Origin of the sequence: Treponema vincentii, from assembly GCF_018336815.1 — a bacterium.
Taxonomy (GTDB): domain Bacteria; phylum Spirochaetota; class Spirochaetia; order Treponematales; family Treponemataceae; genus Treponema.
The window spans coordinates 375,054-400,388 of sequence record NZ_CP050497.1; the positions used below are offsets into that span (position 1 = coordinate 375,054).

The 25,335-nt window shown below is 46.5% G+C and carries 22 protein-coding genes and 1 pseudogene; 8 read left to right on the top strand and 15 right to left on the bottom strand.

Annotation, left to right across the window (positions count from 1 at the left end; translation table 11 throughout):
• Positions 1 to 17 precede the first annotated feature (17 nt).
• From GWP40_RS01795 to GWP40_RS01810, 4 genes are read right to left on the bottom strand one after another with little or no spacing between them, the layout of a single operon-like run.
• Positions 18 to 908: a DUF4340 domain-containing protein gene (locus GWP40_RS01795; protein WP_212565807.1), complete on the bottom strand. Its 891-nt coding sequence runs from the start codon at positions 906 to 908 to the stop codon at positions 18 to 20.
• Positions 905 to 2,473 (bottom strand): Gldg family protein, encoded by a 1,569-nt coding sequence (locus GWP40_RS01800; RefSeq protein WP_212565808.1) that lies wholly within the window; start codon positions 2,471 to 2,473, stop codon positions 905 to 907. The genes GWP40_RS01795 and GWP40_RS01800 overlap by 4 nt, the downstream gene beginning before the upstream one ends.
• The gene (locus tag GWP40_RS01805) at positions 2,470 to 3,204 is read right to left on the bottom strand and encodes an ABC transporter permease (RefSeq protein ID WP_212565809.1); all 735 of its coding nucleotides are present in this window, start codon (positions 3,202 to 3,204) and stop codon (positions 2,470 to 2,472) included. Before GWP40_RS01805 ends, GWP40_RS01800 begins: the two co-directional genes overlap by 4 nt.
• A complete protein-coding gene (locus GWP40_RS01810; RefSeq protein WP_212565810.1) occupies positions 3,201 to 4,088 on the bottom strand; it encodes an ABC transporter ATP-binding protein in 888 nt (295 codons plus the stop codon). The genes GWP40_RS01805 and GWP40_RS01810 overlap by 4 nt, the downstream gene beginning before the upstream one ends.
• 141 nt (positions 4,089 to 4,229) lie before the next feature.
• Between GWP40_RS01810 and GWP40_RS01815 the strand changes: the two genes are divergently transcribed.
• A complete protein-coding gene (locus GWP40_RS01815; protein ID WP_212565811.1) occupies positions 4,230 to 4,877 on the top strand; it encodes a YoaK family protein in 648 nt (215 codons plus the stop codon).
• A 238-nt stretch (positions 4,878 to 5,115) separates the two neighbouring features.
• Positions 5,116 to 6,000, top strand: coding sequence for an Abi family protein (locus GWP40_RS01820; RefSeq protein WP_212565812.1), 885 nt, complete (start codon positions 5,116 to 5,118; stop codon positions 5,998 to 6,000).
• Between the two features lie 143 nt (positions 6,001 to 6,143).
• On the opposite strand, the gene GWP40_RS13215 is transcribed toward GWP40_RS01820, so the two are convergent.
• The 5 genes from GWP40_RS13215 to GWP40_RS01845 all read right to left on the bottom strand — a co-directional run bounded on the left by GWP40_RS13215 (position 6,144) and on the right by GWP40_RS01845 (position 13,376).
• Entirely contained in the window at positions 6,144 to 6,428 is a 285-nt protein-coding gene (locus tag GWP40_RS13215; protein ID WP_269140248.1) for a CC/Se motif family (seleno)protein, read from the bottom strand.
• A gap of 401 nt (positions 6,429 to 6,829) precedes the next feature.
• The gene (locus GWP40_RS01830) at positions 6,830 to 8,101 is read right to left on the bottom strand and encodes a glycoside hydrolase family 3 N-terminal domain-containing protein (protein WP_230974536.1); all 1,272 of its coding nucleotides are present in this window, start codon (positions 8,099 to 8,101) and stop codon (positions 6,830 to 6,832) included.
• 91 nt (positions 8,102 to 8,192) lie between these two features.
• Positions 8,193 to 10,073, bottom strand: a complete 1,881-nt coding sequence (gene oadA / locus GWP40_RS01835) for a sodium-extruding oxaloacetate decarboxylase subunit alpha (RefSeq protein ID WP_212565815.1) — start codon at positions 10,071 to 10,073, stop codon at positions 8,193 to 8,195.
• Between the two features lie 184 nt (positions 10,074 to 10,257).
• Positions 10,258 to 11,679 carry an alanine/glycine:cation symporter family protein gene (locus GWP40_RS01840; protein ID WP_212565816.1) on the bottom strand — a complete coding sequence of 474 codons (1,422 nt, stop codon included), beginning with the start codon at positions 11,677 to 11,679 and terminating at the stop codon, positions 10,258 to 10,260.
• 254 nt (positions 11,680 to 11,933) lie between these two features.
• Positions 11,934 to 13,376, bottom strand: a complete 1,443-nt coding sequence (locus GWP40_RS01845; RefSeq protein ID WP_212566507.1) for an aminoacyl-histidine dipeptidase — start codon at positions 13,374 to 13,376, stop codon at positions 11,934 to 11,936.
• 180 nt (positions 13,377 to 13,556) lie between these two features.
• On the opposite strand from GWP40_RS01845, the gene GWP40_RS01850 reads away from it, so the two are divergent.
• Positions 13,557 to 14,840 carry a GAF and HD-GYP domain-containing protein gene (locus GWP40_RS01850; RefSeq protein WP_212565817.1) on the top strand — a complete coding sequence of 428 codons (1,284 nt, stop codon included), beginning with the start codon at positions 13,557 to 13,559 and terminating at the stop codon, positions 14,838 to 14,840.
• Here the strand turns inward: GWP40_RS01850 and GWP40_RS01855 are convergent.
• The 6 genes from GWP40_RS01855 to infC are packed head-to-tail and all read right to left on the bottom strand — an operon-like array spanning position 14,779 to position 17,182.
• A complete protein-coding gene (locus tag GWP40_RS01855) occupies positions 14,779 to 15,237 on the bottom strand; it encodes a YaiI/YqxD family protein (RefSeq protein ID WP_212565818.1) in 459 nt (152 codons plus the stop codon). The two genes, GWP40_RS01850 and GWP40_RS01855, sit on opposite strands and share 62 nt — an antisense overlap.
• Positions 15,234 to 15,572 carry a cell division protein ZapA gene (locus GWP40_RS01860; RefSeq protein WP_212565819.1) on the bottom strand — a complete coding sequence of 113 codons (339 nt, stop codon included), beginning with the start codon at positions 15,570 to 15,572 and terminating at the stop codon, positions 15,234 to 15,236. The genes GWP40_RS01855 and GWP40_RS01860 overlap by 4 nt, the downstream gene beginning before the upstream one ends.
• Positions 15,573 to 15,574: 2 nt before the next feature.
• Positions 15,575 to 16,051 (bottom strand): cell division protein ZapB, encoded by a 477-nt coding sequence (locus GWP40_RS13540; protein ID WP_212565820.1) that lies wholly within the window; start codon positions 16,049 to 16,051, stop codon positions 15,575 to 15,577.
• Positions 16,052 to 16,054: 3 nt separating this feature from the next.
• Positions 16,055 to 16,414 (bottom strand): 50S ribosomal protein L20, encoded by a 360-nt coding sequence (gene rplT, locus GWP40_RS01870; RefSeq protein WP_016522921.1) that lies wholly within the window; start codon positions 16,412 to 16,414, stop codon positions 16,055 to 16,057.
• A gap of 24 nt (positions 16,415 to 16,438) precedes the next feature.
• Positions 16,439 to 16,645: a 50S ribosomal protein L35 gene (gene rpmI / locus GWP40_RS01875; protein WP_212565821.1), complete on the bottom strand. Its 207-nt coding sequence runs from the start codon at positions 16,643 to 16,645 to the stop codon at positions 16,439 to 16,441.
• A gap of 15 nt (positions 16,646 to 16,660) precedes the next feature.
• Entirely contained in the window at positions 16,661 to 17,182 is a 522-nt protein-coding gene (gene infC / locus GWP40_RS01880) for a translation initiation factor IF-3 (RefSeq protein WP_016522923.1), read from the bottom strand.
• 292 nt (positions 17,183 to 17,474) lie between these two features.
• Between infC and GWP40_RS12545 the strand changes: the two genes are divergently transcribed.
• The 5 genes and pseudogenes from GWP40_RS12545 (at position 17,475) to recJ (ending at position 25,234) form a co-directional block, all read left to right on the top strand.
• Positions 17,475 to 18,953 (top strand): hypothetical protein, encoded by a 1,479-nt coding sequence (locus GWP40_RS12545; RefSeq protein ID WP_230974537.1) that lies wholly within the window; start codon positions 17,475 to 17,477, stop codon positions 18,951 to 18,953.
• A gap of 397 nt (positions 18,954 to 19,350) precedes the next feature.
• Positions 19,351 to 20,208 carry a hypothetical protein gene (locus GWP40_RS01890; RefSeq protein WP_212565822.1) on the top strand — a complete coding sequence of 286 codons (858 nt, stop codon included), beginning with the start codon at positions 19,351 to 19,353 and terminating at the stop codon, positions 20,206 to 20,208.
• A 552-nt stretch (positions 20,209 to 20,760) separates the two neighbouring features.
• A complete protein-coding gene (gene thiD / locus GWP40_RS01895) occupies positions 20,761 to 21,570 on the top strand; it encodes a bifunctional hydroxymethylpyrimidine kinase/phosphomethylpyrimidine kinase (RefSeq protein ID WP_016522524.1) in 810 nt (269 codons plus the stop codon).
• A gap of 180 nt (positions 21,571 to 21,750) precedes the next feature.
• Positions 21,751 to 23,082 (top strand): thymidine phosphorylase, encoded by a 1,332-nt coding sequence (locus GWP40_RS01900; RefSeq protein WP_212565823.1) that lies wholly within the window; start codon positions 21,751 to 21,753, stop codon positions 23,080 to 23,082.
• Positions 23,083 to 23,103: 21 nt separating this feature from the next.
• Positions 23,104 to 25,234: pseudogene (gene recJ, locus GWP40_RS01905) on the top strand (single-stranded-DNA-specific exonuclease RecJ).
• The last annotated feature ends 101 nt before the right edge of the window (positions 25,235 to 25,335 follow it).

Here is a 25,335-nt window from a genome sequence, read left to right on the forward strand (position 1 = left end):
CTTAGTTTCTATTCTTATTACGAATTACATATCGCATCGATATGCCGGAGCAGCTGTTCGCAGGTATACCCGCTGATCAGGTAGGCATTCGCACTGCGGCTGTCGAAAAATACGTAGTCGCCGCTTTGCAGGGGCGTAAACGAAAATCGCAGTTCCGTGCCGTCGCCGAGCGCTAAACGCACCCGTACCGTTTGAGGACTTTGCAATGGCGGCGCACTGTATATGTCGATACAGGAGAATTTTTCTAAAAAGTTTTCCAATGCGCGGAACGCATTGCCGTTCGCTTCCGTTCGGATTACAGGGTGATTCCCATATTCCAAGCCTTGGATGCCCGTGCCACGGAAAAGCGCCGCATATATCTGTAAGTCGAGCCAGAACGGAGCGGCGACCGTTAAAAAAGGTTCAAACGCATTATCGATTAAAAACACCTTTACGCTTGTTCCCGTCCGCACATACCGACCGGCGCCGGCCGCATCGGTCATTCCGAAAAAGAGCTCAGAAAGAACGGTTTTATCCTTCCGCACAAAGACAATACGCGAAGCGTGTCCGTCATCGATTTGGTAATCGGGATAATCCTGCGGGCGTGCCGATATGGGGAGAAAGGAGCGGCCGGCGCCGAGCAGCGAAAAAAAGCGGCCGATAATTTCCTGCCTGACCGAATAGCTGCCGTTTCCGGTGCGGAGATAAAAGCGGGCGCCCTCTTTAATCAGCGTCATTTCGCCCATCTCTACCGGTTCAGCCCTTGTCGGAATAGAAAACCGGATTTCCGCAACCTCGCGGATATCCTGTTCATGCATCAAGCTGCTCGAAAAGACGCCCGCCCGGGAAGACCGGTGTAAAAAGCTCAGCGCATAGCAGCAGAGCAGCGCGCAGAGGATGATAAACAGAACCTTTGTTTCTTTTTTCATGCGCGGTTCCTCCGCCGGAGGATGTATAGCGCGGCGCCTGCACCGATAATCAGCAGGGTGACCAGCACAAGGTTAAAGATACGGGCGGCGGCGATAATACGGTTAAACGCTGCATCGCTTTCAAAATAGCGGAAAGGCAAAACCGCCGGCTGTTTGTTTTTCAGCTGCAAAAGCGCATCCTGCCGCGCAATCCAGTACACGGTATTCACCATAAAGTCCAAATTCGCATCGGAATTTGTGTATTCTACGGCGGAACTCACGCAATACTCATCCGCAACCACCAAGAGCCGCGCATTGTCTGCTCCGCTGATACCGCTCACCGCATTGACGCCCCGCTCGCTGAAGGCTGCAAGCGGATAGGCTGCGTGTTCTCCATTCGCGGCTGCGGCAAGCTGAGTTCCGTGCGGGTCGGTGTTATACGGCGGCTGTTGCAGCGCCGACCGAGTGCTTGAAACAAGCAGCGGAAGCGGCGTCTTCCCCCGCGCGGCGGTACAAACAACCTCCGACGGCCAGAAAAACTGCACGGGCTTTGCCGCAGATAGCAGCGGAGGAAGGGCTTCCGCCTCCTGCCGGAACACCTGAATCCAAAATGGGTAGTTGATATGCTCGTACCGAGTGCCGTCGGCGGCCGGTAATGTCATGCGGAAGTTTACGGGATCCATCACAAGATTAGTCTGCACCGCAAAGCCGGAGCGGGCGAGCAGTTCAAGCAGTCCGTTATCTTTTTTGGGTGTTGCCTCCCAGCTGCCGCCGATGTCCACGGTGTTTGCGGACACAAAAAAGACGGCGGAACCGTGCCTGTTAATGAAAGTATCAACAGCCGTCAGCATATCGGCATCAAAATAGGAAGAACCGATGACCAATAGTGGAATTTCGGGGTGCAGCTCCGGATAAGGCTTGGTCAACGTAATCGATACAAAACCCGCATACTCAAGCCACGGCAGTACATATCTATAATTACCCGTTGCGCCGTTTTCTGCACCGCCTTCGGGAAACGCAACATAAACGGAGCGGTCGAGTTTTCTCCCCTGCGCATCCTGATTCATCTCGGAAATGAAACGCGCAATATCAGCCTCAAGGGTGTAGATATCGGAGAGGAACGGAATTACCCTGCTTTCCCCGCGGTATTCGCAGAGCAATCCCGAATAGAGGTTTTGCAGCACCTGCGTATTATTGCTGTTCCGCTCAATTTGTCGAGCGACAATACCGAGCTGATTCAGCTGCTGCGGGGAAAGCTCTTCCGTATCCTTGTATAGCACGATGCAGCGTCCCTCCGCAGTACGCTGATATTCTGCGAGGATGTCTTCAACATATTGCAGCGACGGCAGAAACCCGTCAATATTATACGAGCGGAACCATGTAATCGTTACCGTTCCTTCGAGGCTGTTCAGTATCGATCGGGTATAGGCTGAAAGCGAATAGGTGTGCTGCCTTGTCATATCAAGCCGGGCATAGAGCCGCTGTGAAAGCAGCGCTGCCGTTACTATGATGGCGCCCAGCAGCAGGGCTTGAATACGGTACTCTTTTACGCTGCGCATCTTTATGTTTATCGGTTTTGTTTTCATCGGCTTTCCTCCTGAACGTACAGTAAAAAGACCGAAAGCCCCTGCGCCGCGACGATGAGCAATATATAGAAGAAGAAATCACGGGTGTCGAAAATACCGCGCGCGGCCGATTCAAAATGAAGCGTAAAAGAGCAATAGCGCAGTATTTTTACAATGGCTGACGGGAGCGGCAAAACTTGAGCAAGCACGTGGCTTGCGGTAAAAAAGATACCGGTAAAAAAGCTGAGCAAAAAGCTGACAGCGGTGTGCGCAGAGATATTTGAAAGTGCGAGCGACCATGCGGTAAAGGCTGCGCCGAAGAAGAGGACGGCACAATACGAAAGAAAAAACGGAAAAAAATCAAAATAGACAAGCGGAATAACCGAAAGCGGAATTACCATCGTAAGCGTGGCGGCTCCTGCAAAACAGACGAGCAGGGCTGCATATTTTGCCGCGGCAAGCAGGCGTTTATCCACCGGATAGGCGGCAAGGAGCCGGTCGGTGCCGTGCTTTTTTTCATCAGTCCAGCTGTTCATCGCAAGCAGGGGAATGACAATACAGAACAGGAACGGCAGATTGAGGAAAAAAGAGCGGAAGTCCGACAGCCCCGCCGAAAACCAGTATCCTGAACCCACAAACGGAAGCGCCGCCCCGAGGTAAAGCACGAGCGCTGCCGCATACAGCGCGGGGCTGTATATGAGGGTATGCAGTTCCTTGTTAAAAAGCGCCTTAAACGCCGGAAAACGATTCATCGCCGCCCCCGCTTACCGGCTTCCGATTGTTCGGCACCTACCGCAGATGATGGCGTTTCTGAATATGAGCGCTTCCGTCCCGCGGCTTCGGAAGCGGCAGATTCACGGAACTCGCGGGTGGTAACTCCGGCGTACTGTTCAAAGGTTTTGAACAAAAGCGTATCGGAAGCAGCATCTTCTTCAATGCCGAAGTCCTCGTATAAACGCTCAGCAAGTTCCGCCCGTGTTCCTCCGGCAATCTGCCGTCCCTTGTGGAGCAGGATATGCTGCGAGCATATTCGTCCGGCAAGCTCAAGCTGATGGGTGCAAAGGATGACCGCCGCATACGTGGATAGCGCGAGTATCTTTTTTTCAAAGTCTTTCAGCTGGAACGGATCAAGGCCGGACGCGGGTTCGTCCAAGAGGACGAGGCGGGGGTGATGGATAATCGCTTGCGCAAGCCCTACCCGCTGCCGGTATCCCTTCGATAACTCTTTAATCCGTTTGGCGTATACTTCTTGCAAATCGGTAAACTCAACCGCCTCGTCAAGCAGGTCTTGCTGCACGCCGTTACCGAAACCGCGCATTTGCAGCGTAAAAAGCAAGAACTCCCGCACCGTCATCAAATCATAGAGCGGGTTTTGCTCATACAAAATCCCGATATTCCGCTTAGCCTCGATCGGTTCGTTCAAAATGGAATATCCGCAAATCGATACATCTCCGGAAGAGGGCAAGCGGTACCCGCTGATGCTGTTCAATACCGTACTTTTCCCCGCCCCGTTTAATCCGAGCAGGGAGTAGATACCTCCAGCCTCCGCGGTAAAACTGATGTGTTCGCAGCCGGTTTGCCGCTTCTTTCCTGTGCCGTAATATTTACAGATGTCTTGTACTTCAAGGATAATCACTGTTGCCTCTGCCGGTACTATATCACTTTTCGGATAATCAACAAACCCCGACGCAGAGTGTAGCTGAAAAACAGCAGGTATTAAATCTCCGTACGAATAAATCACGTAGCTTTTTTATCAAAATCGGATTATAGTATTTGAGTGAACAAAAGACACAATCTTATTCTAACGATATTAATACATCTGCTAACTTTTATCGCAGGATTTCTGAACGGTGTATTTTTTATTACAGCCGGTACGGCGGTCAGCCATCACACTGGTACTATTACTCGTGTAGCGCTTACTCTTTCCAAAGGAGCTGTTGCGGAGGCAGCCGCCTTTTTATTGCTTATTCTTTCTTTTTATATCGGAGCATGTATCTCCGGTATGCTTTTTCATAAGAGTGATTGCACATTCTCAAAACGCTACGGTATTCTTTTATTGGTTTTCTCAACAGTGTTTTTCGCGATCGCCGTTATAAGGCCGCCATTACGTATTGTCCTTTCAATAACATGTATGGTACTCGGCATACAAAACGGTATGTTCATTCCATATAATGGCATATTGATACGCACCTCGCATTTTAGCGGCTATTTAACGGATGCGGGACTCGCGATGGGAAAAGTCATTCGTGGAAAACGGCAAGAGCTGCTACGCAGTGTACACTATCTGTCCGGTATCATATATTTTGCCGCCGGTGCGGCAGCTTCCGCATTTACACCGTCTTCTTCCGGTTTTTACGTCAGTGCATTTCTCTATTTTTTTACTGCGATATTTTATTTTGCCTTTCTTGGAAAATCTATAACCTAAGTATAATGCGGTAGATGGTGTTGATTTTAGAAGAGAGGCATCAAATCGGACAAAGTTCCGCCATGGACGGTGGATGATGTAAAGCAGTAACAAGTTTTTGCTGAAAATGAGAATATTCAAAAAGTATCTGGTAATAATGTTTTGATACAGAATTGCAATCAAATTTATTATATGCTATTATTATTGTAACAGGACCTCCCGCACCTCTCAACGATGTGACCCATGGGAGGACGTTTTTATGACTAAACAAGTAAAAAATCCTATTACCTTTGATCAACAAGTATATTTGCTAAAATCGCGCGGATGTATTATAGATGATGACACCTTCTGCGAAGAAAAGCTGCAGTTGATAAATTATTATAGACTTTCAGCTTATTTCCTTCCGTTTAAGAATAAAGATGGCTCATATAAAAGAGAAACATCTTTTAAGCGAGTATATCGGATATATCAATTTGATAGCAAATTACGGAGTATTCTATTATCTGCGCTTGAAGAAATCGAAATTTTCTTACGGTGTAATTTTGCGTATTTTCATGCACATAAGTATGGCTCTCTGGGCTATCTTAATCCGGATACTTTTTCTGAGAAACATGACAGCAATAAGTTTATAGAAATGATTAAGCGCGAGATTGAAAAGAATAAAAAAGTCCTGTTTGTAAAGCATCATATTGAAGAATATGGGGGTCAATTCCCTCTGTGGGTTATAACGGAACTCTTTACATTCGGAATGCTTTCATATTTTTATGCAGACTTACTAAGTCTAGATCAAAAAGAGCTGTCAAAAAAACTGTATAATAATATACCCAAAAATATCATAAGTTATTTACGGTGCTGCACCGATTTACGGAATATTTGCGCTCATTATGGACGCCTCTATTACAGAATTTTCCCGGCAATTCCGGCTTCTGTTAGTGTGGAGAAAAATGCAGAACGGCGCTTGTGGGGGCAACTACAAGCAGTAAAATTTTTATTTCCTGATGTAGAAAAATGGAACAATATAATTCTTCAAAAAATGAAAATTCTTCTGCGACTTTATGCAAAAGATATTGATTTACAGCATATTGGATTTCCTCTTGATTGGGATACACATTTAAAATTATGTCCAAGATTGAAAAAGTCTTAAATTTGTATTTACAAAGACGATAAACATCTTGAAATAGATAAAAAGGAGAGGAATCTCATTTCGGTAACCCCAACAATCGATTTTCAAAAGAGGTTGAAAATCGATTGCCGGAGGCGTTCATCCTGCGGGGATAATTTCAACGGCTAATATGCCATCCCTTCTACTGCTAAAGAATCCATCCACAGCATCTTAACCACTGTAACGGTCAGTGTGCCGTTTTCGGTTTGAGTGCCCTTGCGTACATAGACGGTAATACCGTCAGCAGTATAGGTGTCGTAGTCATCGAGCGAATCAGGCGAACCGGCAAACACGGCCGGTTGAGGTACGACGCCGCCTCACGTGCGGCATCCGCCTAAATAGGTATACACGCTGGTTTCATTGTGTTTTGCAAGAAAAGCTCTTGCTTTTTCATCAACAGTAACTGTCATAGTTCCTCCTATAAAAAGTCAAGAAGAAAGTATCAACTTTCGATTGACTTTTTACGCACGTTCGCAACGAAGTGAGAACGTGCTTATGATATACAAGTTTGCGTTTAAGCAAACTTGAGTAACTAAAAGCCGTGCTATTTGTACGGATTTTAGTTTACACTCCTTTTTCTTCAATATATTAAAACATTAAAGAAATTTTTCAATTATAGGATTTATTCCTAGTTTCTGAAAGTAATATAAAAAAAATTTTACTTTTCGTCAAATCTATTGAAAAAATATCAGGGTAAACGTATCAGGCATTTTTTTTAAGGTTCCCCACAAAATCGGGAGGCTGTTCAAGCAGAGTTGAACTTCTTCGCGCTTCAAATGCTTGCCCAATCTCCCGATTTTGTGATTTATATTTACTCGTCTGATGCATCTACCTTTCTTCTTTCATATACGACGGCGGCTTCTTTTGCGTGTCGAAATTTTTCCCAATCAGGTGTATGCGGTATCAAGAAGCCGTCTGGGCAGATAGGCTTGCTTGTATCGATGAGTTGCACTTTTTGCTTGGCGGTTAAAACATGCAGTACCGCTTCGTCAAGCCGCTTTGCAAACGCAGTATCAGTGCGGGCTTTTTCGGCAATGGCTTCAACCAACGGATAAATCTTAGACAGCGAGCACATAACCATGTCGCAGCCGGCTGCGATTGCACGCACGGCGTTTTCTTCGGGCGAAGCGCCGTTCCGGTTTAATGCCTGCATTGCAATATCGTCCGTGATGATAAGGCCGGAAAAGCCCAATACATTACGGAGTAGGGCAATTCCTTTTGTAGAAAAACAGAACGGCGCGGCTTCGACTGCCGGTACCGTAATATGAGAAATGAGAACCGCTGCCGCATCGTCCGTAATTGAAGGCTGGAATACTGAGCAATAGCGGCTGAGGAAGGCTTCATAGTCAACGGTTAATTCGGCAGCACTTTTGTGTAAATCCGCGGCGCTGTTGCCGGGAAAGTGTTTGACCGCTGCAAGAATACCGGTGTTCTGCATACCCCGTACTGCAGCGGCGGCGTATTGCCCTGCTTGTTCCGGTTCCGAGCTGAATGTCCGCGTACCAAGCGCCGTTGCAACGTCTTCCGTTCCTGCTTCCGCAACCGGAGCCAGATTAAGATGGAGACCAAGCTCCCGCATCTGCTGTCCCAATAACCGGTAGAGTTCCTCAGTTTCCTCGACGGAAAAACGCTTGCCGATTTCCTCTGCGGCGGGAAGCGGCGCGGTGATGCGGCGGGTTCGGTAGACAGTGCCGCCCTCGTTATCAAGTGCAAAAAGCGGCGGGACAAAAGTACGGCCTGAACGCTGCGCCGTGCTTTGAAATCCTTGTGCGGCCGATTCTAAAAAGTCTGCAACCGCTTGGGGCGTGTCTGCGATATTATAGCCAAATAAAAGCACGGCGCCCGGAACGGTTCCCTTGAACGATGCGATGCTTTTTGCATCCGCCGTTTTGCTCCCCGCAATATTGACCATCAGTACTTGCGCCGCTTTTTCTTCAAGCGAAAGCTGAGAAACAACGGCACGGAGGGACGCCTCATTTTGAGATGAGGCCATATATTCTGAGGCGGCTGTTGATACGGTGAGATTGCGAGACTGCGCAAATAAAGCGGAAAGGGTAAAAACGAAAACGGCTGCAGCCGTCATACAACAGCTGCAGCGTATTTTTTTTAGCGATAACATAAAAAAGCGGTACCGGAGAAGCGAATATCTTTGTCCATTACCGGCAGAGCGGCTGTTAACGGATTTCTGCGAGTGAGTCGCCTTCTGCTACCTGCACACCGGCTGCAGCCACAAAGTGAATAATGCCCGCCTTATGCGCATTGATTTCCAATTCCATCTTCATCGATTCAAGCATGATAACCGTTTGTCCCTCGCTAACCTGTGCGCCTTCCGCAACAGTGTAGCGTAATAACGTACCGGCAACGGGCGCAGCAAGTTTTTCGCCGCCGACTCCGACTGAGGCTTTCCCCTGCGGGGCGGGCTGCTGTGCTGTAGGTTTGGATGCTGCAGCCGGTTGTGCCGCGACAGATGCCACCGAAGCAGCGGATGAAGCTGTCGCCGGTTTTGCCGATACAGGCGCTGACGCTTTTTGAGCTGGTGCGGAACCGGTATTTTCTTTTACGCTGACTGTGTATGCGGTGCCGTTTACGGTGAATGTTCCGTTAGATGAAGAAACCGCATAATCGGTTCCGTTCACCGTTACCGTATACGAACCGCTGCCGTTCGCGGTACCCTTAGCTTTTTTCTCCGCTCCCGTAAACACAACGGGGCCTTTACTGCGCTCTTTAAAGAACTTGGGCGCAACTTTGGGGAACATCGCATACGTCAGAACATCTTCGATAGAATTGCCCGCTCCGTTTTCCTTTGCTTCGGCTTTTATTTTATCCAGCTCATTAGGGATGAGGTCGGCAGGACGTGCCGTTACAGGGGCTTCTATCTTTGCTTCCGCCAAAGCGACTTTTACCAGCTCTTCATTGCACGGAGCGGGCGTTTTACCATACCGGCCGATAAGCAGGTCGCGGGTTTCTGCAGTCAGTTTTTTATACCGTCCGAACAGCACATTAAACACCGACTGAGTACCGACAATCTGGCTGGTCGGGGTAACAAGCGGAATATAGCCGCAGTCCTTTTGAACAATCGGGATTTCTTTTAAGACTGCATCTATTTTGTCGGAGGCTTTAAGGTCGCGCAGCTGATTTTCAAGGTTGGAAAGCATACCGCCCGGAACCTGCGACACGAGAATACGGGTATCTGCACCGAGGAAGCTCGATTCAAACTGAGCGTAATGTTTGCGTACTTCACGGAAATAGGCCGCAATTTCGAGGAGTAGGTTGATATCCAAACCGGTATCCCATTCAGTACCGCGGAAAATTTCTACCATAGTTTCGGTTGGGCTGTGCGAGGTTCCCATCGACATCGACGAAATAGCCGTGTCCAAGATATCCGCTCCCGCTTCCGCTGCTTTAAGCAGTGTCGCTACGGAAAGCCCTGTTGTTGCATGGGTATGAATATTGATCGGAATACTCGTCTTCTTTTTAATCGCCGTTACTAAATCGAATGCTTCCATCGGCTTTAAAAGCCCTGCCATATCTTTAATACAGATGGAATCGGCACCGAATTCCGTATACGTTTTTGCCAGTTCCGCATAGTTTTCGATAGTATGATACGGAGTTGTTGCAAAGGAGATCGCCATTTGAACATGCTTACCGGTTTTCTTTGCTGCATCCGCTGCACGTTTAAGGTTGCGCGGGTCATTGAGCGCATCAAAGATACGGAACACCCCGACACCGTTATCGGCAGCAGCTTTTACAAACGCATCGACGACATCATCGGCATAGTGTCGGTAACCCAATAAGTTTTGTCCGCGCAGCAACATCATAATGGGAGTATTCGGCAGCGCCTTATGCAAAGAGCGCAGCCGCTCCCACGGATCTTCATTTAAAAAACGGATACATGAATCGAACGTCGCTCCGCCCCATGCTTCCAAACTCCAATATCCGACGCTATCCAGCTTGCTGCAAATAGGCAGCATATCTGCGGTTGTCATGCGCGTTGCATGTAAAGACTGATGCGCATCCCGTAATACCAGATCGGAAATCCGAACTTTGTGTGCCATACCATTACTCCTATGCGGTTCATACATTGAACATTGGTTTATAATGATATTGTTTATCGGTGGTTTTTGCAAGGTGTTTTTTGACAGGTTATTTTAAGAGAGCTGTTTTTGGTAGATACGGATGAATCGCGCCGACTAATCCGAGCAAAGACTAATCGGCGGATTGGTGCGTTTTAAAATTCAGTTACTTTCTGATATAATTATTGACGTCATACGGTTTACCCGCATTATAATCATGCAAGACAGCCGCAACGGTACCGCTCAACAACAATAAGCTGATAAGGTTCGGGATAACCATAATACCGTTAAAGAAGTCTACCAATTCCCATACTAAATCGATTTTCAGCAAGCTGCCTAAAAAGATAAATACTACGACCAACAGTTGATATGGTACTAAGCCTTTTGAGCCGAACAGATACCGGATATTGGTTTCGCCAAAATAATACCAACCGATAATCGTGGAGAATGCAAAAAAGAATAAACAGATTGCAATAAAAAGGTAACCGAAAGTGTGCCCGAAAAGATGCTGTGAAAACGCCTCTTGAACCAGCTGAATACCTTTCATTACCGGCTGCCCGTTTTCAAACTTGATAATTCCTGCGCTGAGTACGGTAAAAACGGTAATATTCAAAACAACGAAGGTGTCGATAAAGACGGCGACAATTCCCAATACACCCTGTTCAACGGGGCTGTCTACGGTTGCAACTGCATGCGCATGCGGCGTTGAACCCATACCTGCTTCATTGGAGAAAAGACCGCGTGCAATACCGTAACGGGCTGCACGTCCCATACCGAAACCTAAAGCTCCGCCCCAAACAGATCTCGGGTTAAATGCCCCTTTAAAGATCATCGCGAACATTGCCGGAATATTGGACGCATTCATCAAAATAACGATGATTCCGACAATAATATAAACAATCGCCATCAACGGAACAACCTTTTCGGTAACGGAAGCGATACGCTTTACACCTCCCATAAAAATGATACCGGCAATAACGGCAAGGATAACTCCTGTTATCCATGTGGGGACGGAGAATGCATTTAAAAACGCATCGGAAATTGAGTTCGCTTGAACCATATTACCCATAAATCCGAGCGCGAGGATAATTGCGATGGAAAAGAACGCCGCAAGGAATTTTGCAAAGCCCGTATTTCCTAATCCGCGGGAAATGTAATATGCAGGGCCGCCGACTGTCTGTCCTGAATTATCTTTTGTTTTGTAAACTTGTGCGATACAAGCCTCGGCAAAGTTTGTTGCCATACCTGCCAATGCGGCAAGCCACATCCAAAAGATTGCTCCCGGGCCACCCATAATCAGCGCAGTCATTGCACCGACTAGGTTACCGGTTCCTACCTGTGCGGCAATAGCGGTTGCGACAGCTTGAAAAGAACTCATCCCATGCTTTCCCGCTTTTTCTCCTTTTAATGAAAAATTACTGAAAAGTCTGCGCCATCCGGCGCCGAACTTTGAAAATTGTACGCCTTTGAGTCGAAGGGTGAAAAACAACCCTGTTCCGCAGAGCAGGGGAATGAGGAAATACGGACCCCATACAAAGCTGTTTATGCTGCCAACTAAATTAGTAAGATTTTGTAAAAACGCTTCCATACAAATAGAACCTCCAATTAATAATCTTTGAATATCGTATCATATATTGTCGGTGCTCGCAAGTATATAATTATTTTTTTATCTATTTATAAATATTTTTAATAAACTTAAAAAATGAATAATAAGTAAGAGAGCGTTATAAAGAGTTGTCGATCGGTAGGTTTTTAGAATGTCCCAATTAATAATTTATTCGTGCGGAAAATTTAACCCCGACGATCCGCATCGGGGTTGTTGATTCCATTGGATTATATTTCTTACCGCATATTTTCCAGCAGTTTAACGATAAATTTCCACATCCGCTCGGCTGAGGAAATACTCAAATGCTCATTTGGGGTATGGACATCGTATAAATTCGGACCGAAGCTGACGGCGTCAATGTCGGGGATGGTCTTTTTGATAAGACCGCACTCCAGCCCTGCGTGAACGGCGGACACAATCGGCTCTTTTCCGGTAAGGTCTTTGTATGTTTTTACGGCAACATCCCGGGCGCGAGACTGCGGTGAATACTCCCACGCGGGGTACTCCGACACCTTGTTAAAGACGCCGCCGGTACGCTCCGCGCAGAGCTGCAGCACCTGCACAATTTCATCCAGTTCGCTCTTCACCGAGCTGCGCACCGAAATCGTAAATGTCAAGGTTTCTCCGTCGACGGCGAGGATACCGTTATTCAAGCTGGTTTGTACCAATCCGGGGATATCCATACTCATGTATTGCACCCCGTCGGGAACCATTGTCATAAAGTCTATGATGCCGCCGCTGACCGTGCCGTTATACATCATCTTAGGCAGAGCCGTCGCCGCTTCGGCTGTGATGCGGATATCTTTGTCGGCAACGCGGTATTCCGCTTTGATTGCTTCGGCAAGTTTTGCGATGGCTGCTTGTGCGCGGGCGGCATCCTCGACGGTGATAATTGCCTGCGCTTCTTTTGCAATGGCATTATGCTTCGAGCCGCCTGAAATGGACACGATATGCACAGTCTGCTCCGCCTTTACTGCGGACAAAATCCGCCCCAGCAGTTTGATGGCGTTTGCACGCTGCTTGATAATCTCCATACCGGAATGCCCGCCGAGTAGCCCGTCGACTTTGACGGAGAGCGCCTGTCCCTTCAACGGTTCCGTTTCAATCTTAAAATCGATATGGGTATTGGCGCCGCCTGCACAGCTGACTAAAAAGACGCCTTCCTCTTCGGAATCGACATTGAACAGAATCCTCCCCTGCAAATGGTCGGCTTTTAACGCTCGCGCACCGTCCATGCCGACTTCTTCGGTTGTGGTAACTAAGACCTCAAGCGGCGGATGTGCAAGCGACTTGGAATCAAGAATTGCCAACGCATACGCGACCGCGATGCCGTCGTCTCCGCCGAGCGTTGTGCGGTCGGCGTGGAGATTGTCGCCGTCTACAATCAACTTGATCGGGTCTTTCAAAAAATCGTGATTAGAATCCGCCGTTTTCTCGCAGACCATATCCATGTGACCCTGCAATATCACCGTCGGGGATTTTTCATATCCTGCCGTCCCGGGCTTTTTGATAATGACGTTGAGCGCCTCATCCTGATACACTTCAAGTGAACGTTCTTTTGCAAAATGCACCAAAAAATCGCTGATGGCTTTTTCGTTGTGTGAACCGCGCGGTACAGCCGATATTTCGGCAAACCAATGGAATACTTCTTTGGGTTGAATGTTTTCTATAGTCATAATTGTTCCTCCTGAGCGGAAATAGTGGATTTCTCTAAACCATCGAAACATCGCTTAGAGTTCCTTTCAGTGTATCATAATTTTACGAATGTTACAGGGTGTCCGTCCGTATTGTCACATCGTATTTTAGATGATATTATCAGAATCTCTATATTATTAATTTATAAATGGAAAGGAAATGTTATGGATACGATGTCGGCAGTGAGGACACGGGAAGAAATTCTGTTTGACATTATGCAAACGACATCCCGGTTATACAGTATTCGCGATAAAGATATTTTATTGGAAAGGATATTAACTGAGGCACGGCAGGCTTTAAATGCTGACGCAGGTTCCATTTATCTGGTAGATGGGAATCATCTGGTTATTCATTATGCCCAAAACGAAACGCTACAAAAGCGATTAAAGCCGGGAGAAAAGCTTCCGTTTCATGTTTTTTCGTTTCCAATCAATAACACGACTATTGCAGGTTCGGCTGCGATGACCAGACAGTTGATCAATGAACCGAATGTCTATGCTATTTCTCCCGATAAACAGTATAAATTCGGTACGGTCAGCGATGTTGCGACAGGCTATAAAACAGTATCGACGTTGACGATGCCGTTAATTGCGATTTCCGGCAATGTATTGGGCGTCCTGCAAATGATCAATGCGCTAGACGTACATGGCCATATCTGCGCCTTTACTTCCGACGACGAAATGTTTCTCTCTCATTTTGCAGCAAATGCTGCCGCAACGCTTATGCACGCATCGTTAACTCGCGAGATGATTCTTCGTATGGTGCAAATGGCTGAGCTGCATGATCCGCGGGAGACGGGGTTACATGTACATCGGGTTGCTAACTATGCAGTAGAAATTTATGACCGCTGGGCGTTTAACCATAATATCAACCGGCATGAACGAGAAAAATTCCGAGATGCACTTAAAATCGCTGCTATGCTGCATGACGTCGGAAAGATCGGAATTTCGGATTTGATACTTAAAAAGCCCAGTAAACTCACACCGGAAGAATATCAAATTATGCAGAGCCATACATGGCGCGGAGCAAAATTATTTTTGTCGGGAAATTCGGCGGTTGATACTATGTCGCGGGATATTGCCTTGCGGCACCATGAAAACTGGGATGGAACCGGTTATCCCGGGCATATCGCTGAAGAGACCGGCGCAATAGTAAAATACAACCGTACGCACACTGCTGCACAGGGGCTTATTGGTGAAGAAATTCCGCTTGGCGCCCGTATTACCTCACTTGCAGATGTCTACGATGCGCTTTCCTGCAAACGGATTTATAAAGAAGAATGGACTGATGATAAAGTTTTGGAAGAGATACGGCGGCTGCGCGGTGTAAAATTCGACCCCGAAATTACCGATGCTTTTTTGGAAATTATACCGAGAATTAAAGCCATCAAGGAACATTTTTCAGAAGCCGCTGCGTCTCACGGTCAAGCGCTTGAGCAAATTCCATAATTTCTTTCTTGCCGAACGCTTTTGTCCGTTGGGGAGCAAGTCCGTTTACCGATAATTCATACATAAAATTCCGAATAGATAAACGTTCTCCGATATTTTCAGGCGTGTATACAATACCGCGGTCGTTAATAACCCTGATATGCACATCGACAAGTTGTTTTGCAAGCGGAATATCACGGGTAACAACCATATCCCCTTGCACAGCATGGGCAAGGATGTACATATCCGCTGCTTGATCTTCGGCTTCGGTTATAATCGAGGTACAATAAGAATTTTTCGGAATAGGAATAAGACGGTTAGCGGCAAAGACAGCTTTAACTTGCAGTCGCTTTGCCGTTTTACAAATAATTTCGCGGATACGCACCGGACAGGAGTCCGCATCGACAAAGATGGTCATGCTTGAGCATCGTTTGACGGAGCAAGCGAGTAGATAATCGAATCGATATCTTCGATCATTTTTCGTGCCGACTGCTCAATTAAAACCTCTGTTTCGTCTTGCGGAAGTGTTCCTTGCGGATTAAGCCGTTCTTTGCTCAATTCATCCGAAAGCAGAATACCGGCGATAATCGCAACACGCAAAGAATCGTTCACGCCGGATGTTTGCTGAACTTCCGACACGACTTTTTTATAATGATTATAGATGGCCTGTAAATATTCAGCGGGTTGGTCTGCCGCAAGCGCAAATGACGTACCTAACAGATCGATTTGCAACCGCCCTTTGCGTTCGGCCATCGTTAAAAAATATCCAGTTGATTGGAATGATTTACAGATTCTTGCGGAGCCGACTGTACTGTTGTTTCAGGTGTGGAAACGGGAGCCTGAGTCTCCGTTGGTTCATCCGCTATGGGGTCCGGTTGTTCCGTAACAACAGGCGCTGATGGTTCTGTCTGTGTTTCCGCAGCGTCACTTATCGAAGATTCGTTTGCTGCCGGGGCCGTTCCATATATGGCAGATGTCGCGGTGGAATTCGCCGCTTGATACACGGTATCTTCAAATGCGCTCAAGTGATTGAGCGCATTGATGATGCCTTCCTCGATCTTAGCTTGGTCGTTTTTAAAGACAAGTACTATATTCTCCAACTCTTCGATTCGTTTTTGGCGATCGTGCAGTTCAAGTTTTAATAAATCGTTCTCATCTTTGAGTGTCTGCATCAGCTCAATCGCTTTTGAGACTCTTGCTTCAAGCTGTTTAATTTGATCGAGGTTTAACATACGTTAGGCTCCTAATGCTTTTTTTGACTGTTCGACAACGCTTTTAAAAGCGACCGGATCTTCGATAGCCATATTGGATAAGGCTTTGCGGTTTAAAGTGATACCCGCTTTTGCCATTCCATTGATAAAACGTGAATAGCTCATTCCTTCCGCACGAACAGCGGCATTTATTCTGCTGATCCACAAGCGGCGCATATCGCCTTTGCGGTCGCGGCGTGCTTCAAAGCTATGAGTAAGCGCTTTTACAACAGCGTCTTTTGCAGCTTTATAGTTCGTACCTCTGCGTCCGCGGAATCCCTTTGCTAACTTTAAAATCTTCTTGCGTCTGTGGATGCGTTTATTTGAACATAACGATCTCGGCATTGTATTCTCCTAAATAATCAAAAATTAATTGGTGCCGTAAGGAAGCAGCTGCTTTCTTACTTTTTTGCTGTCAGCTTCGGCTAAAATTCCGGCTTTGCGCAAATCGCGTTTGCGTTGCGGGGATTTCTTGGTCAAAATATGACGCAAATTCATTTGCTTGTACTTCACTTTACCGCTGCCGGTAAGCTTAAAACGTTTTGCTGCGGCACTCTTACTCTTCATCTTAGGCATAGTACACCTCGTAAATTATTTCTTTGATTTAGGCGCTAATGTCATTGACATGGTGCGCCCTTCCATTGCCGGAGGTTTTTCTACCGTTAAATCTCCGCCGAGTTTTGCCAGTACGTTATTTAATACGTCCAGCCCCAGCTCGGTATGGGCTAACTCCCGCCCCCGAAAGCGGATTGTTACTTTTACTTTATCGCCGTCATCAAGAAAATCCTGTATATGCCGTGCTTTAAAAGATAGATCATGGTCATTTATCTTAGGCTGCATACGAATTTCTTTGAGAACTTGCAGCTTCTGTTTTTTCTTGGAATCACGGAGCTTTTTTTCCAATTCAAAACGATACTTTCCATAGTCTAAGATCTTGCAAACGGGAGGATCCGCTTGCGGAGCCACTTCAACGAGGTCAAGATTAACGTCTTGAGCCATCCTAAGAGCTTCAAGGGTGGAAACAATGCCCTTTTGCTCCCCTGCATCATCAATTAAACGAACCTCGCGGACACGGATCTGTTCATTAATCCGCAAACCTTTATTCTCCGCCAACTATTCTCCTCCAGTACACTTTTCTTAATGCACATAAAATAAAGTTATAGGTCATAAGTATATCGAATTTTCTTTGAATATGTCAAGATTAGTATCCAAGATAAGCATGGCAAACGTATCCGGCTGTTTTTGGCAGCAACGCAGCAGATAACCCATATATTTCAAGTAGAAATGGGCGCAGAGCGAGGCTGGGATTCCTTCTGGCATTTTCTTAGACTTTTTGGTATAATTACCGATATATCTCATAAGACTATTTGTTTTTTATACGCCTTACCGCTGAGGAGGATTTCGAATGAAAAAATCATTGATACCGTTTATCTTATTCGGCTTAGTAATAATTGCTGCGGGTTGTAAAACTGCTCCGGAGGATAAAAAACCCGAACCGACACCCGTAGAAACTGCAAAAGCCTCTGCCTCGGATACACAGGCAGCACAGACTGAAAACAAATCCGAAACAATGCAAAACTCGGCTACTACGGCTATGCTTTCCAATTCAGAAAAGGTCGAACCTAAAAAAAACGAGTCTCAAAAAGCTGAAGCAAAAACGCCTACGTCAACGCAAGTGCCCGCTCAGAAGGTAACACCTCGAAAGACGACAGCTCAATCGGGAAGCGCTGCTAAAAGCAAAACAGCTTCTCAAGTGAAAAATACTCAGACAAAGCCTGCTAAACAGGGTTCGGCGCAGCAGAAACCAGCAAAGTCAAATGTACCCGGTGCATCGGCTGCAAAAAACACTCAACCGAAGTCTTCCAAACAGGGACAAACAGAACAAAAAACATCAAAATCCAAAGCTGTTGGGGAAAAAACACAGAAAAAAGGCACGACTGCAGAGGTAGCCAAAAAAGAAACCGCTAAAACGGCATCTGACAAACAAAACACTGCCGCTAAAGCGGCTCCTGCAAAACAGTCGGAAAACAAAAAAGCCGAAACAAAAGGATCGGCTGCCCATATTGCCGCTGCTCAAATTACGGATATTTTATGGATGATTGAACAGGCTGATGCCTCTTTTGTTTCTAAACAGCACAAAGGCGCCGGAAAAATGTTTGTTACTATGTTCGCAAAATATAAAGGAGACCTTACCGCTCAAGATTTCCATGAAGCGTTTTTTGCGTCCCCTGCTGATATGTGGAGCCTTGACGAGAAAAATGCGAAAGGGCTGTTGGAGATCAATAAAAAAGATAAATTATTGACGCTGAAGCATCTTGCTGCAGGTGAAGGCGAAGGAGCAGCTGCTCTTGGAAAGTGGTTTGCATCGGTTACCCTTGCAGGACAAAAGCCGTTTGAAAAAGAATTAAATGTAACCGGTATCGGCGGACAAGCAGTAACAGGTGCGGCGGGTAAAACAGTAAAGGAGAAATCAAAAAAGACTTCGTTTATTGTCCCCTCTGCAAAAGCGGAGAATGAACAGCAAGCGCTGGCAATGCCGGTTATTCGCTCCGTCTCTCGTGACGCCGATACAATAGAGATTATCTTTTCGGTTAACGATTCTCGGGTTAAAAACGCATACTTCTATTTTGACGTACCGGGAGAAGAATACTATCGCGATTCAGGTTCAATGATCGATGCAACAGGCAAGCCGGTAAACGGATGCCGCTCGTTCTCTACCGATGGGAAAAAATGCCAGTATGTACTCCGCAAAGATGCAACCAATAAAGACTGGTTCGGCAAGGCAACCCAGTGCTTCCTCGTCGTTTCCGATGTAAACCGTGTTGCCTCTCCATGGGAAGAACATCACCGCACTATCAGCGCCGCATCGCGCATCGCAAAATAGCGACTATTGGTAGGGTAAACACATCAGACACTTTTTGAATACCCCGCAGAATAAATAAGCTGTTCAACCAGAATTTCGCCGCTATGCGGCTCAAATGGTCTCACAGCTTATTTATTCTGCGTTCTTACCGATTCTATCTGATGTGTTTACCCTACGGTTTTGAAAAAACTTTCCGTAAGCCTTTTGAAATAGACTGTTAAGCAGTTGTACATCCGTGTACAACTGCTTAACGACGAGATTCGTGCATAACACAAATCTCGCAACGTGCTAATAAAAAGATCATCCAACCACCACTTCAACCTGACATTGCTTCGCAAGGCAGACAAAGTGTGGTGTTAGGTTGATTAACTAAAATATAATGAATGAATTTAAATGTGTGTTGGGGGGGGGGGGGCTGATGAAAAAATCCGATTCTGAAAAAATCATACCTTTTATTCTTTCCGTAACGGCATTTCATGTTATCACTTATTTTATTGCCGGAATTATTGCATCGAGCGTTTTTAATTATAAACAATTATTCGCTCTGCCGATAATAGCCGATTATTTTAAACCGACTGAATCACAAACGGTTTATTTAGGGCCTTTAATACAAATTATTCGTGGATTGCTATTCGGTCTGGTATTATTACCTTTTCGTCAATTTCTAAAAGCCGATAAAAACGGTTGGCTCTTGCTTTGGTCGGTTTTTCTGGTGTTTGGAATTATTAATACTCCCGCTGCTTCACCTGCATCAATCGAAGGAATAATCTATACAAAACTTCCGCTATGGTTTCATTTAATTGGTATGCCGGAAATTGTTCTTCAAACATTGGTATTCAGTCTGCTGGTACATAGAAAATTATGTCCGGAAAACTATCGAGTACCCAAATATCTAACTGCCGTTATTGACTCCTTTGCAGCAACATGTATCTCTTTTTTCGGCTATACTATTATTTCGATACTATTTGCCTTTGCAGCAAAAGCGGACATCGATCAAACCGAAGTAAATATCAAGGTATTAGGACAATTTATTGCGCCGTTGGTGGCAACCTTTATTTGTGCAATGACAGGAACCGGTAAAATTATTTTAAAACATTTCGTTTTATATGCGGTATCCGCCTTATCGATTTTGATCTACGGAAAAACAATTTTAGCTTCGGCTGAATTACTATATGCTCTATCGGCGCCGATATTGCCGGTAATAATCTCATTTTTATTAATGAATCGAAAAAAGAAAAACAGTGATGTTTTGAAAAAGCAACCCAACACCGACTAACTTGTCAACAGAGCAATCCTCATTGTAAGTTCAACGGGGCAGCGAAAAACATCCTTGTTCGTTCCGATACGTTGAGTATTTGCAGAAGCGGCATATACTGTAAAACCTTTCCGTAAGCCTTTTGAAATAGACTGTTAAGCGGTTGTACATCCGTGTACAACTGCTTAACGACGAGATTTGTGCATAACACAAATCTCGCTCCTGTATAAAACCACTGCCATCCTTGGCAGTTTTGATACGTTGAGGATTAATTTTTTCGCAGCAACGACATATCGTAAAACCTTTCTGGACACTCCTAGCATCTACACCGCCTCTTTGCAAAAGGCTATTTTTAAAAGCTGGGAGTTGCGCTTTGGGATAATGCGGTTGGTGCGGTGGGAGTGCGGTACATCGGATCGGCATAATGTGGTATTTATTATTATAGGCTAACAGGCAGTAAAAAGCAACTCTGTGCTCTGAGCCCAGAATCCCAGCCTCGCAACGATCTTGACTTAACGGGTAAATGTGATATAGTTCTCACTCGTAGATATTTTCATAATTGAGGAGTATAAAATGGTAAAATTAGCGACGATTGCCGGTTCCGACGCATCAGGAGGAGCAGGGCTTGAGGCAGATTTAAAAACATTTCAGGAGTACGGTGGATATGGTATGGCAGCGATTACTTTGGTTGCTACCATGAATCCCCACAAAGATTGGAGCCATGAAGTGTTCCCGATCGGCGAAGATTCGTTGCGTGCACAGCTCGAAACCATTTTTACCGGCGTCGGCGTTGATGCGGCAAAAACGGGAATGTTGGCAACCCCTTATGCAATCGAACTGGCTGCCGAGTATCTCGGTAAATATAAGGTAGAAAACTACGTTCTTGATCCGGTGATGATCTGTAAAGGCGGAAATTTGCCGCTTAATCCCGAAATCAATGAGTTGTTGATTAAAAAACTGTTGCCGCTTGCAAAGATTATTACGCCGAATGTGTTTGAGGCCGGTCAGATTGCCCATGTTGATACGCCTTCAACGTTAGAAGAAATTAAAGATGCCGCAAAACGGATTTATGATATGGGAGCACCGTATGTGTTCATCAAAGGCGGCTCAAAATTGAAAGATGCGGAGACCTCCATCGATGTTTTCTACGATGGTAAGGATTTCCAATATCTCGAAGCTGAGCTGATTAAAACCGAATGGACTCACGGGTGCGGTTGTACCGTTGCCGCTGCAATTACTGCGGGTTTAGGCTTCGGGCTTGAACCCTATGAAGCCGCTCTTCGCGCAAAGAAATTTATTACGTTAAGTTTACGGAACGGTTTTGCCCTCAATAAATGGGTTGGCCCGGGCAATCCCGCCGCGTGGCGAAAAGCATTCAATTAAAAATCGTCGGGCATCTCTATTTCAAAGGATGCGAAGCAAATCTAACCGAGTTTTTAGAGATGCCCTAAAGATACACGGAGCGATTCCGAAAGTAACCTCCTTTTGGAAAAGCCCTGTGCTGTATAGCGAATATTCCGGTGTTTATCGATTCCGGTACCTTTTTATGTAAGGAAGAAAAACATGCGTGCAGTTGATATCATTATGAAAAAGCGCGGGTTTAGAGAAACCGGCGCAGGAACGCTCTCTCGGGAAGAAATTGCCTTTTTAGTGAATGGATATGTGGCCGGAGAGATTCCCGACTATCAAATGGCCGCATGGCTGATGGCGGTTTACTTTAACGGTATGACATTTGATGAAACCGCCGTTCTTACCGATGTAATGCTGCATTCCGGGGCAGTCATGGACTTGTCGGGGATTGAAGGCCCCTTTGTCGATAAACACTCCACCGGCGGTGTCGGAGATAAGCTTTCTCTGCCGCTTGCACCTATCGTAGCTGCCTGCGGGGTGAAGGTTCCGATGATGAGCGGTCGCGCACTCGGGCACACCGGTGGTACGCTCGATAAACTTGAATCGATTACCGGATATAAGACCGGCCTTTCCGTTGAACAATTCCGAAATTATATTAAAAAAACCGGTTTTGCAATGACGGGGCAGACAAAAGAGATTGTCCCTGCCGACCGGCTGATTTATGCCTTACGCGATGTTACCGCAACCGTCGAATCGGTGCCGCTCATTACGGCGAGTATTCTCTCCAAGAAGGTTGCCGAAGGCGCCGAAGCGCTGGTATTCGATGTCAAATGCGGAAGCGGCGCCTTTATGAAAACGCTGCCCGAAGCTGAAGCGCTCGCAAAGAGCCTTGTCGGTACCGGCACCGCGATGGGTAAAAAAGTTATCGCGATGATAACCAATATGTATGAACCCTTAGGAAATGCAGTCGGTAACTTCTTGGAAATGGAAGAAACCTACAATGTTCTGAAAGGCACAGGACCGCAGGATGTAACCGACTTAACCTTACAACTTGCAAGTTGGATGCTCATACTTGGCGGTAAAGCCGGAACCAAGGAAGAAGGAATTCAAAAAGCGCAAGAGGCGCTTCGCAGCGGCAAAGCGCTTGAGCTGTTTTTAGAAAACATTACGTTGCAAGGCGGCAATGCGCAGCAGTTTGTTGCCGAATGCGGCAAGCGTCGCAGCCCGCACGCTTGCCGCATTAGGGCGGAGCAAGACGGCTTTATCGTGGATATCGATGCGTTCAAAATCGGTATTGCCGGAGTCAATCTTGGGGTCGGCCGTAATAAAACCACCGATGCGGTGTGTCCTGATGCCGGTATGATTCTGCATAAGCACGCAGGCGATGCCGTAAAAAAAGGCGACCTCATCATGGACGTGTACGGTAAGGATGCGGAGTGCCTTCCGGCTGCTTCCGATATGATCAAAACAGCGATACGGTATGCAGCGGAGAAGCCGCAAATGCGTCCGCTGGTATTTAAAGAAATTTCTGCGGCCGACTTATAGCCGCGCAGCCGGTACCATACAGTGAATTGGGAAAAAAAAGATATAGACCCGAGTGTTGTCCGCTCCATGGCGCAGCAATACGGCTGCACTCCGCTTGTTGCATCGATTTTGCTGCGGCGCGGCATTGCCGAAGGGAGCGAGGCGTTTTTTCACCTTGAAAACGATCTGCGCTATGTGCATAATCCCTTTCTTTTTGTAAATATGGAGGATGCCGTTGACCGGATCCTCGATGCAAAGGAAGAAGGTGAGCGGGTACTTATTTTTGGAGACCGCGATGTGGACGGGATCACCGCCGTTACCGTGCTCTACGAAGCGCTTACCGATTTAGGCATCCCGACGACATGGCGTATTCCCACCGGCGACGAACCGTACGGACTTTCCTGCGACGCAGTGGATGCGCATGAAACCGACGGCGGTACCCTCATCATTACCGTAGACTGCGGTATTTCCAATATTCAAGAAGTCGCCTACGCTGCGGAGAAAGGAATTGATGTTATCGTCATCGATCATCACACCCCGCAGGATACGCTTCCCGATGCCGCAGTAATCATTAACTGTAAGGTGCCGGACTCAGGGTATCCCAACGAACATCTTTCCGGATGCGCTACGGCGTGGAAGGTTGTTACTGCCCTGCGCTTCGGACTTCTCGACATTTATAAACAGCAGATTTGCCTGTTAAATGTCCGCCCCGTCAACGATGCATTCGCAGTGGAAGCTATCCATACGGTCAATTTAGTTGAAACGGCTCGAATCACCGAAACGATTATCCCCGGTATGGTTCCGTTTTCAGATACTCGGCTCGGCAGATTTTTGCAGGGGCAGCAGATTTTTGTCTGGGATAAAGAGTTGCAGCTCAAGCAGCTGGAAAAAGTGTTCGGTAAGTCGGTTGAGTTTTATGTGAGTGATTTTAGACTTGAATGCGCAAAGATTGCGCCTCAGCTTGCCGAGTTAAGCCTTTTGCGGTTAAAGAATTTATCGCGGATTGGCAAGTACAACGACACGCCGATGTCCGAACTCGACGGCTTTTTCAATATCTTTATTACGCTTGTTCAACAAGCGCATAATATGTACGGTGAAAAAGAAAAGCGTGAATTACAGCTCGTTGCGCTTTCGCTGCTTGCAGACTTGATGCAGCTGACCGGAGAAAACCGGATATTGGTAAAGCAAGGCTTAGCAGCTATCAATGCCGCGCCGCGTGCCGGTCTTTCCGAATTGATGATAAAACAGGGGCTTATCGGTAAGCACATCGGAACCAACGATATTGCGTGGAATATTACGCCCGTTATCAATGCAACCGGACGGATGGGTAAACCGGAAACGGCGATCCGGCTCTTCCTTGAGCAAAACGCAGCGGTACGCAATGAACTTGCAGATGCAGTTATTGCAATGAACGAGGAGCGGAAAGAACTCGGAAAGACCGGCTGGGCAATTGCCGAACCGATTGCGCGGGAAAGTCTTGCAAAATACCGCGAAAAGCTTACCGTTGTCGTAAGCGATAAAATCCACCGCGGCATTACCGGTATTCTTTCAAATAGGCTTGCGGATAAGTTTAACGTGCCGAGTATGGTTATCTGTCTTATGGAAGACGGAACCGCAGTCGGTTCGCTTCGTTCCGCCCGCGGCTATCGGGTGCTTTCTTTGCCGGAAGCATATCCCGATTTTTTTCCTCGACTATGGCGGACATTCATTTGCGGCAGGATTCAGCTTAATGCAGGAAAAACTTGCGCCGTTTTTAAAGAAAGTTCAGGAATTTACCGCGGCTATCGAATTTGACGAAAACTCCGAAAATCCTCCGCTTTCCATCGATGCGGAACTCCCTCATGATTATTTAACGCCTGATCTTTTAACCGTGCTCGACACCTTTGAACCCTACGGCGAAGGGTTTCCGGCGCTGCAATTTGCCGCTAAAGGAATCAAACTAACCGCCGCCTCAATTATGGGGAAAACCCAACCGCAGCATTTGCGTCTTACGTTCGATTGCGGAACATATAAATGGACAGCGGTGTATTGGCAGGCAGCGGATAAATTGAATGTTGAATTTAAGATCGGCGACAATATCGATGCCGTATTCACACTAAGCCGGAATACCTTTAACGGCAATACGGTACCTCAAATGGTTATTCAGGATATGCGGAAGACGCAGGGCGCGTAAATAGGTATTACTCTTGTTTCGCATCATTAGGATAAAGATACCCAATACGGCTTAAATAATGCTGCTTGAAAACTTTTGTCGTGAGGCAAACGAAAGGAGAG

Bases quoted from the DNA above. Each gene is read 5' to 3' on its own strand.
- GWP40_RS01805 (WP_212565809.1), bottom strand. From the start codon at position 3,204: ATGAATCGTTTTCCGGCGTTTAAGGCGCTTTTTAACAAGGAACTGCAT.
- GWP40_RS01900 (WP_212565823.1), top strand. From the start codon at position 21,751: ATGCGTGCAGTTGATATCATTATGAAAAAGCGCGGGTTTAGAGAAACC.
- GWP40_RS01830 (WP_230974536.1), bottom strand. From the start codon at position 8,101: ATGACGGCTGCAGCCGTTTTCGTTTTTACCCTTTCCGCTTTATTTGCG.
- thiD (WP_016522524.1), top strand. From the start codon at position 20,761: ATGGTAAAATTAGCGACGATTGCCGGTTCCGACGCATCAGGAGGAGCA.
- GWP40_RS12545 (WP_230974537.1), top strand. From the start codon at position 17,475: ATGAAAAAATCATTGATACCGTTTATCTTATTCGGCTTAGTAATAATT.
- rplT (WP_016522921.1), bottom strand. From the start codon at position 16,414: ATGCCGAGATCGTTATGTTCAAATAAACGCATCCACAGACGCAAGAAG.
- GWP40_RS01890 (WP_212565822.1), top strand. From the start codon at position 19,351: ATGAAAAAATCCGATTCTGAAAAAATCATACCTTTTATTCTTTCCGTA.
- GWP40_RS01860 (WP_212565819.1), bottom strand. From the start codon at position 15,572: ATGGCCGAACGCAAAGGGCGGTTGCAAATCGATCTGTTAGGTACGTCA.
- GWP40_RS01855 (WP_212565818.1), bottom strand. From the start codon at position 15,237: ATGACCATCTTTGTCGATGCGGACTCCTGTCCGGTGCGTATCCGCGAA.
- GWP40_RS13540 (WP_212565820.1), bottom strand. From the start codon at position 16,051: ATGTTAAACCTCGATCAAATTAAACAGCTTGAAGCAAGAGTCTCAAAA.
- GWP40_RS01820 (WP_212565812.1), top strand. From the start codon at position 5,116: ATGACTAAACAAGTAAAAAATCCTATTACCTTTGATCAACAAGTATAT.
- oadA (WP_212565815.1), bottom strand. From the start codon at position 10,073: ATGGCACACAAAGTTCGGATTTCCGATCTGGTATTACGGGATGCGCAT.
- GWP40_RS01800 (WP_212565808.1), bottom strand. From the start codon at position 2,473: ATGAAAACAAAACCGATAAACATAAAGATGCGCAGCGTAAAAGAGTAC.
- GWP40_RS01850 (WP_212565817.1), top strand. From the start codon at position 13,557: ATGGATACGATGTCGGCAGTGAGGACACGGGAAGAAATTCTGTTTGAC.
- rpmI (WP_212565821.1), bottom strand. From the start codon at position 16,645: ATGCCTAAGATGAAGAGTAAGAGTGCCGCAGCAAAACGTTTTAAGCTT.
- GWP40_RS01795 (WP_212565807.1), bottom strand. From the start codon at position 908: ATGAAAAAAGAAACAAAGGTTCTGTTTATCATCCTCTGCGCGCTGCTC.
- GWP40_RS01840 (WP_212565816.1), bottom strand. From the start codon at position 11,679: ATGGAAGCGTTTTTACAAAATCTTACTAATTTAGTTGGCAGCATAAAC.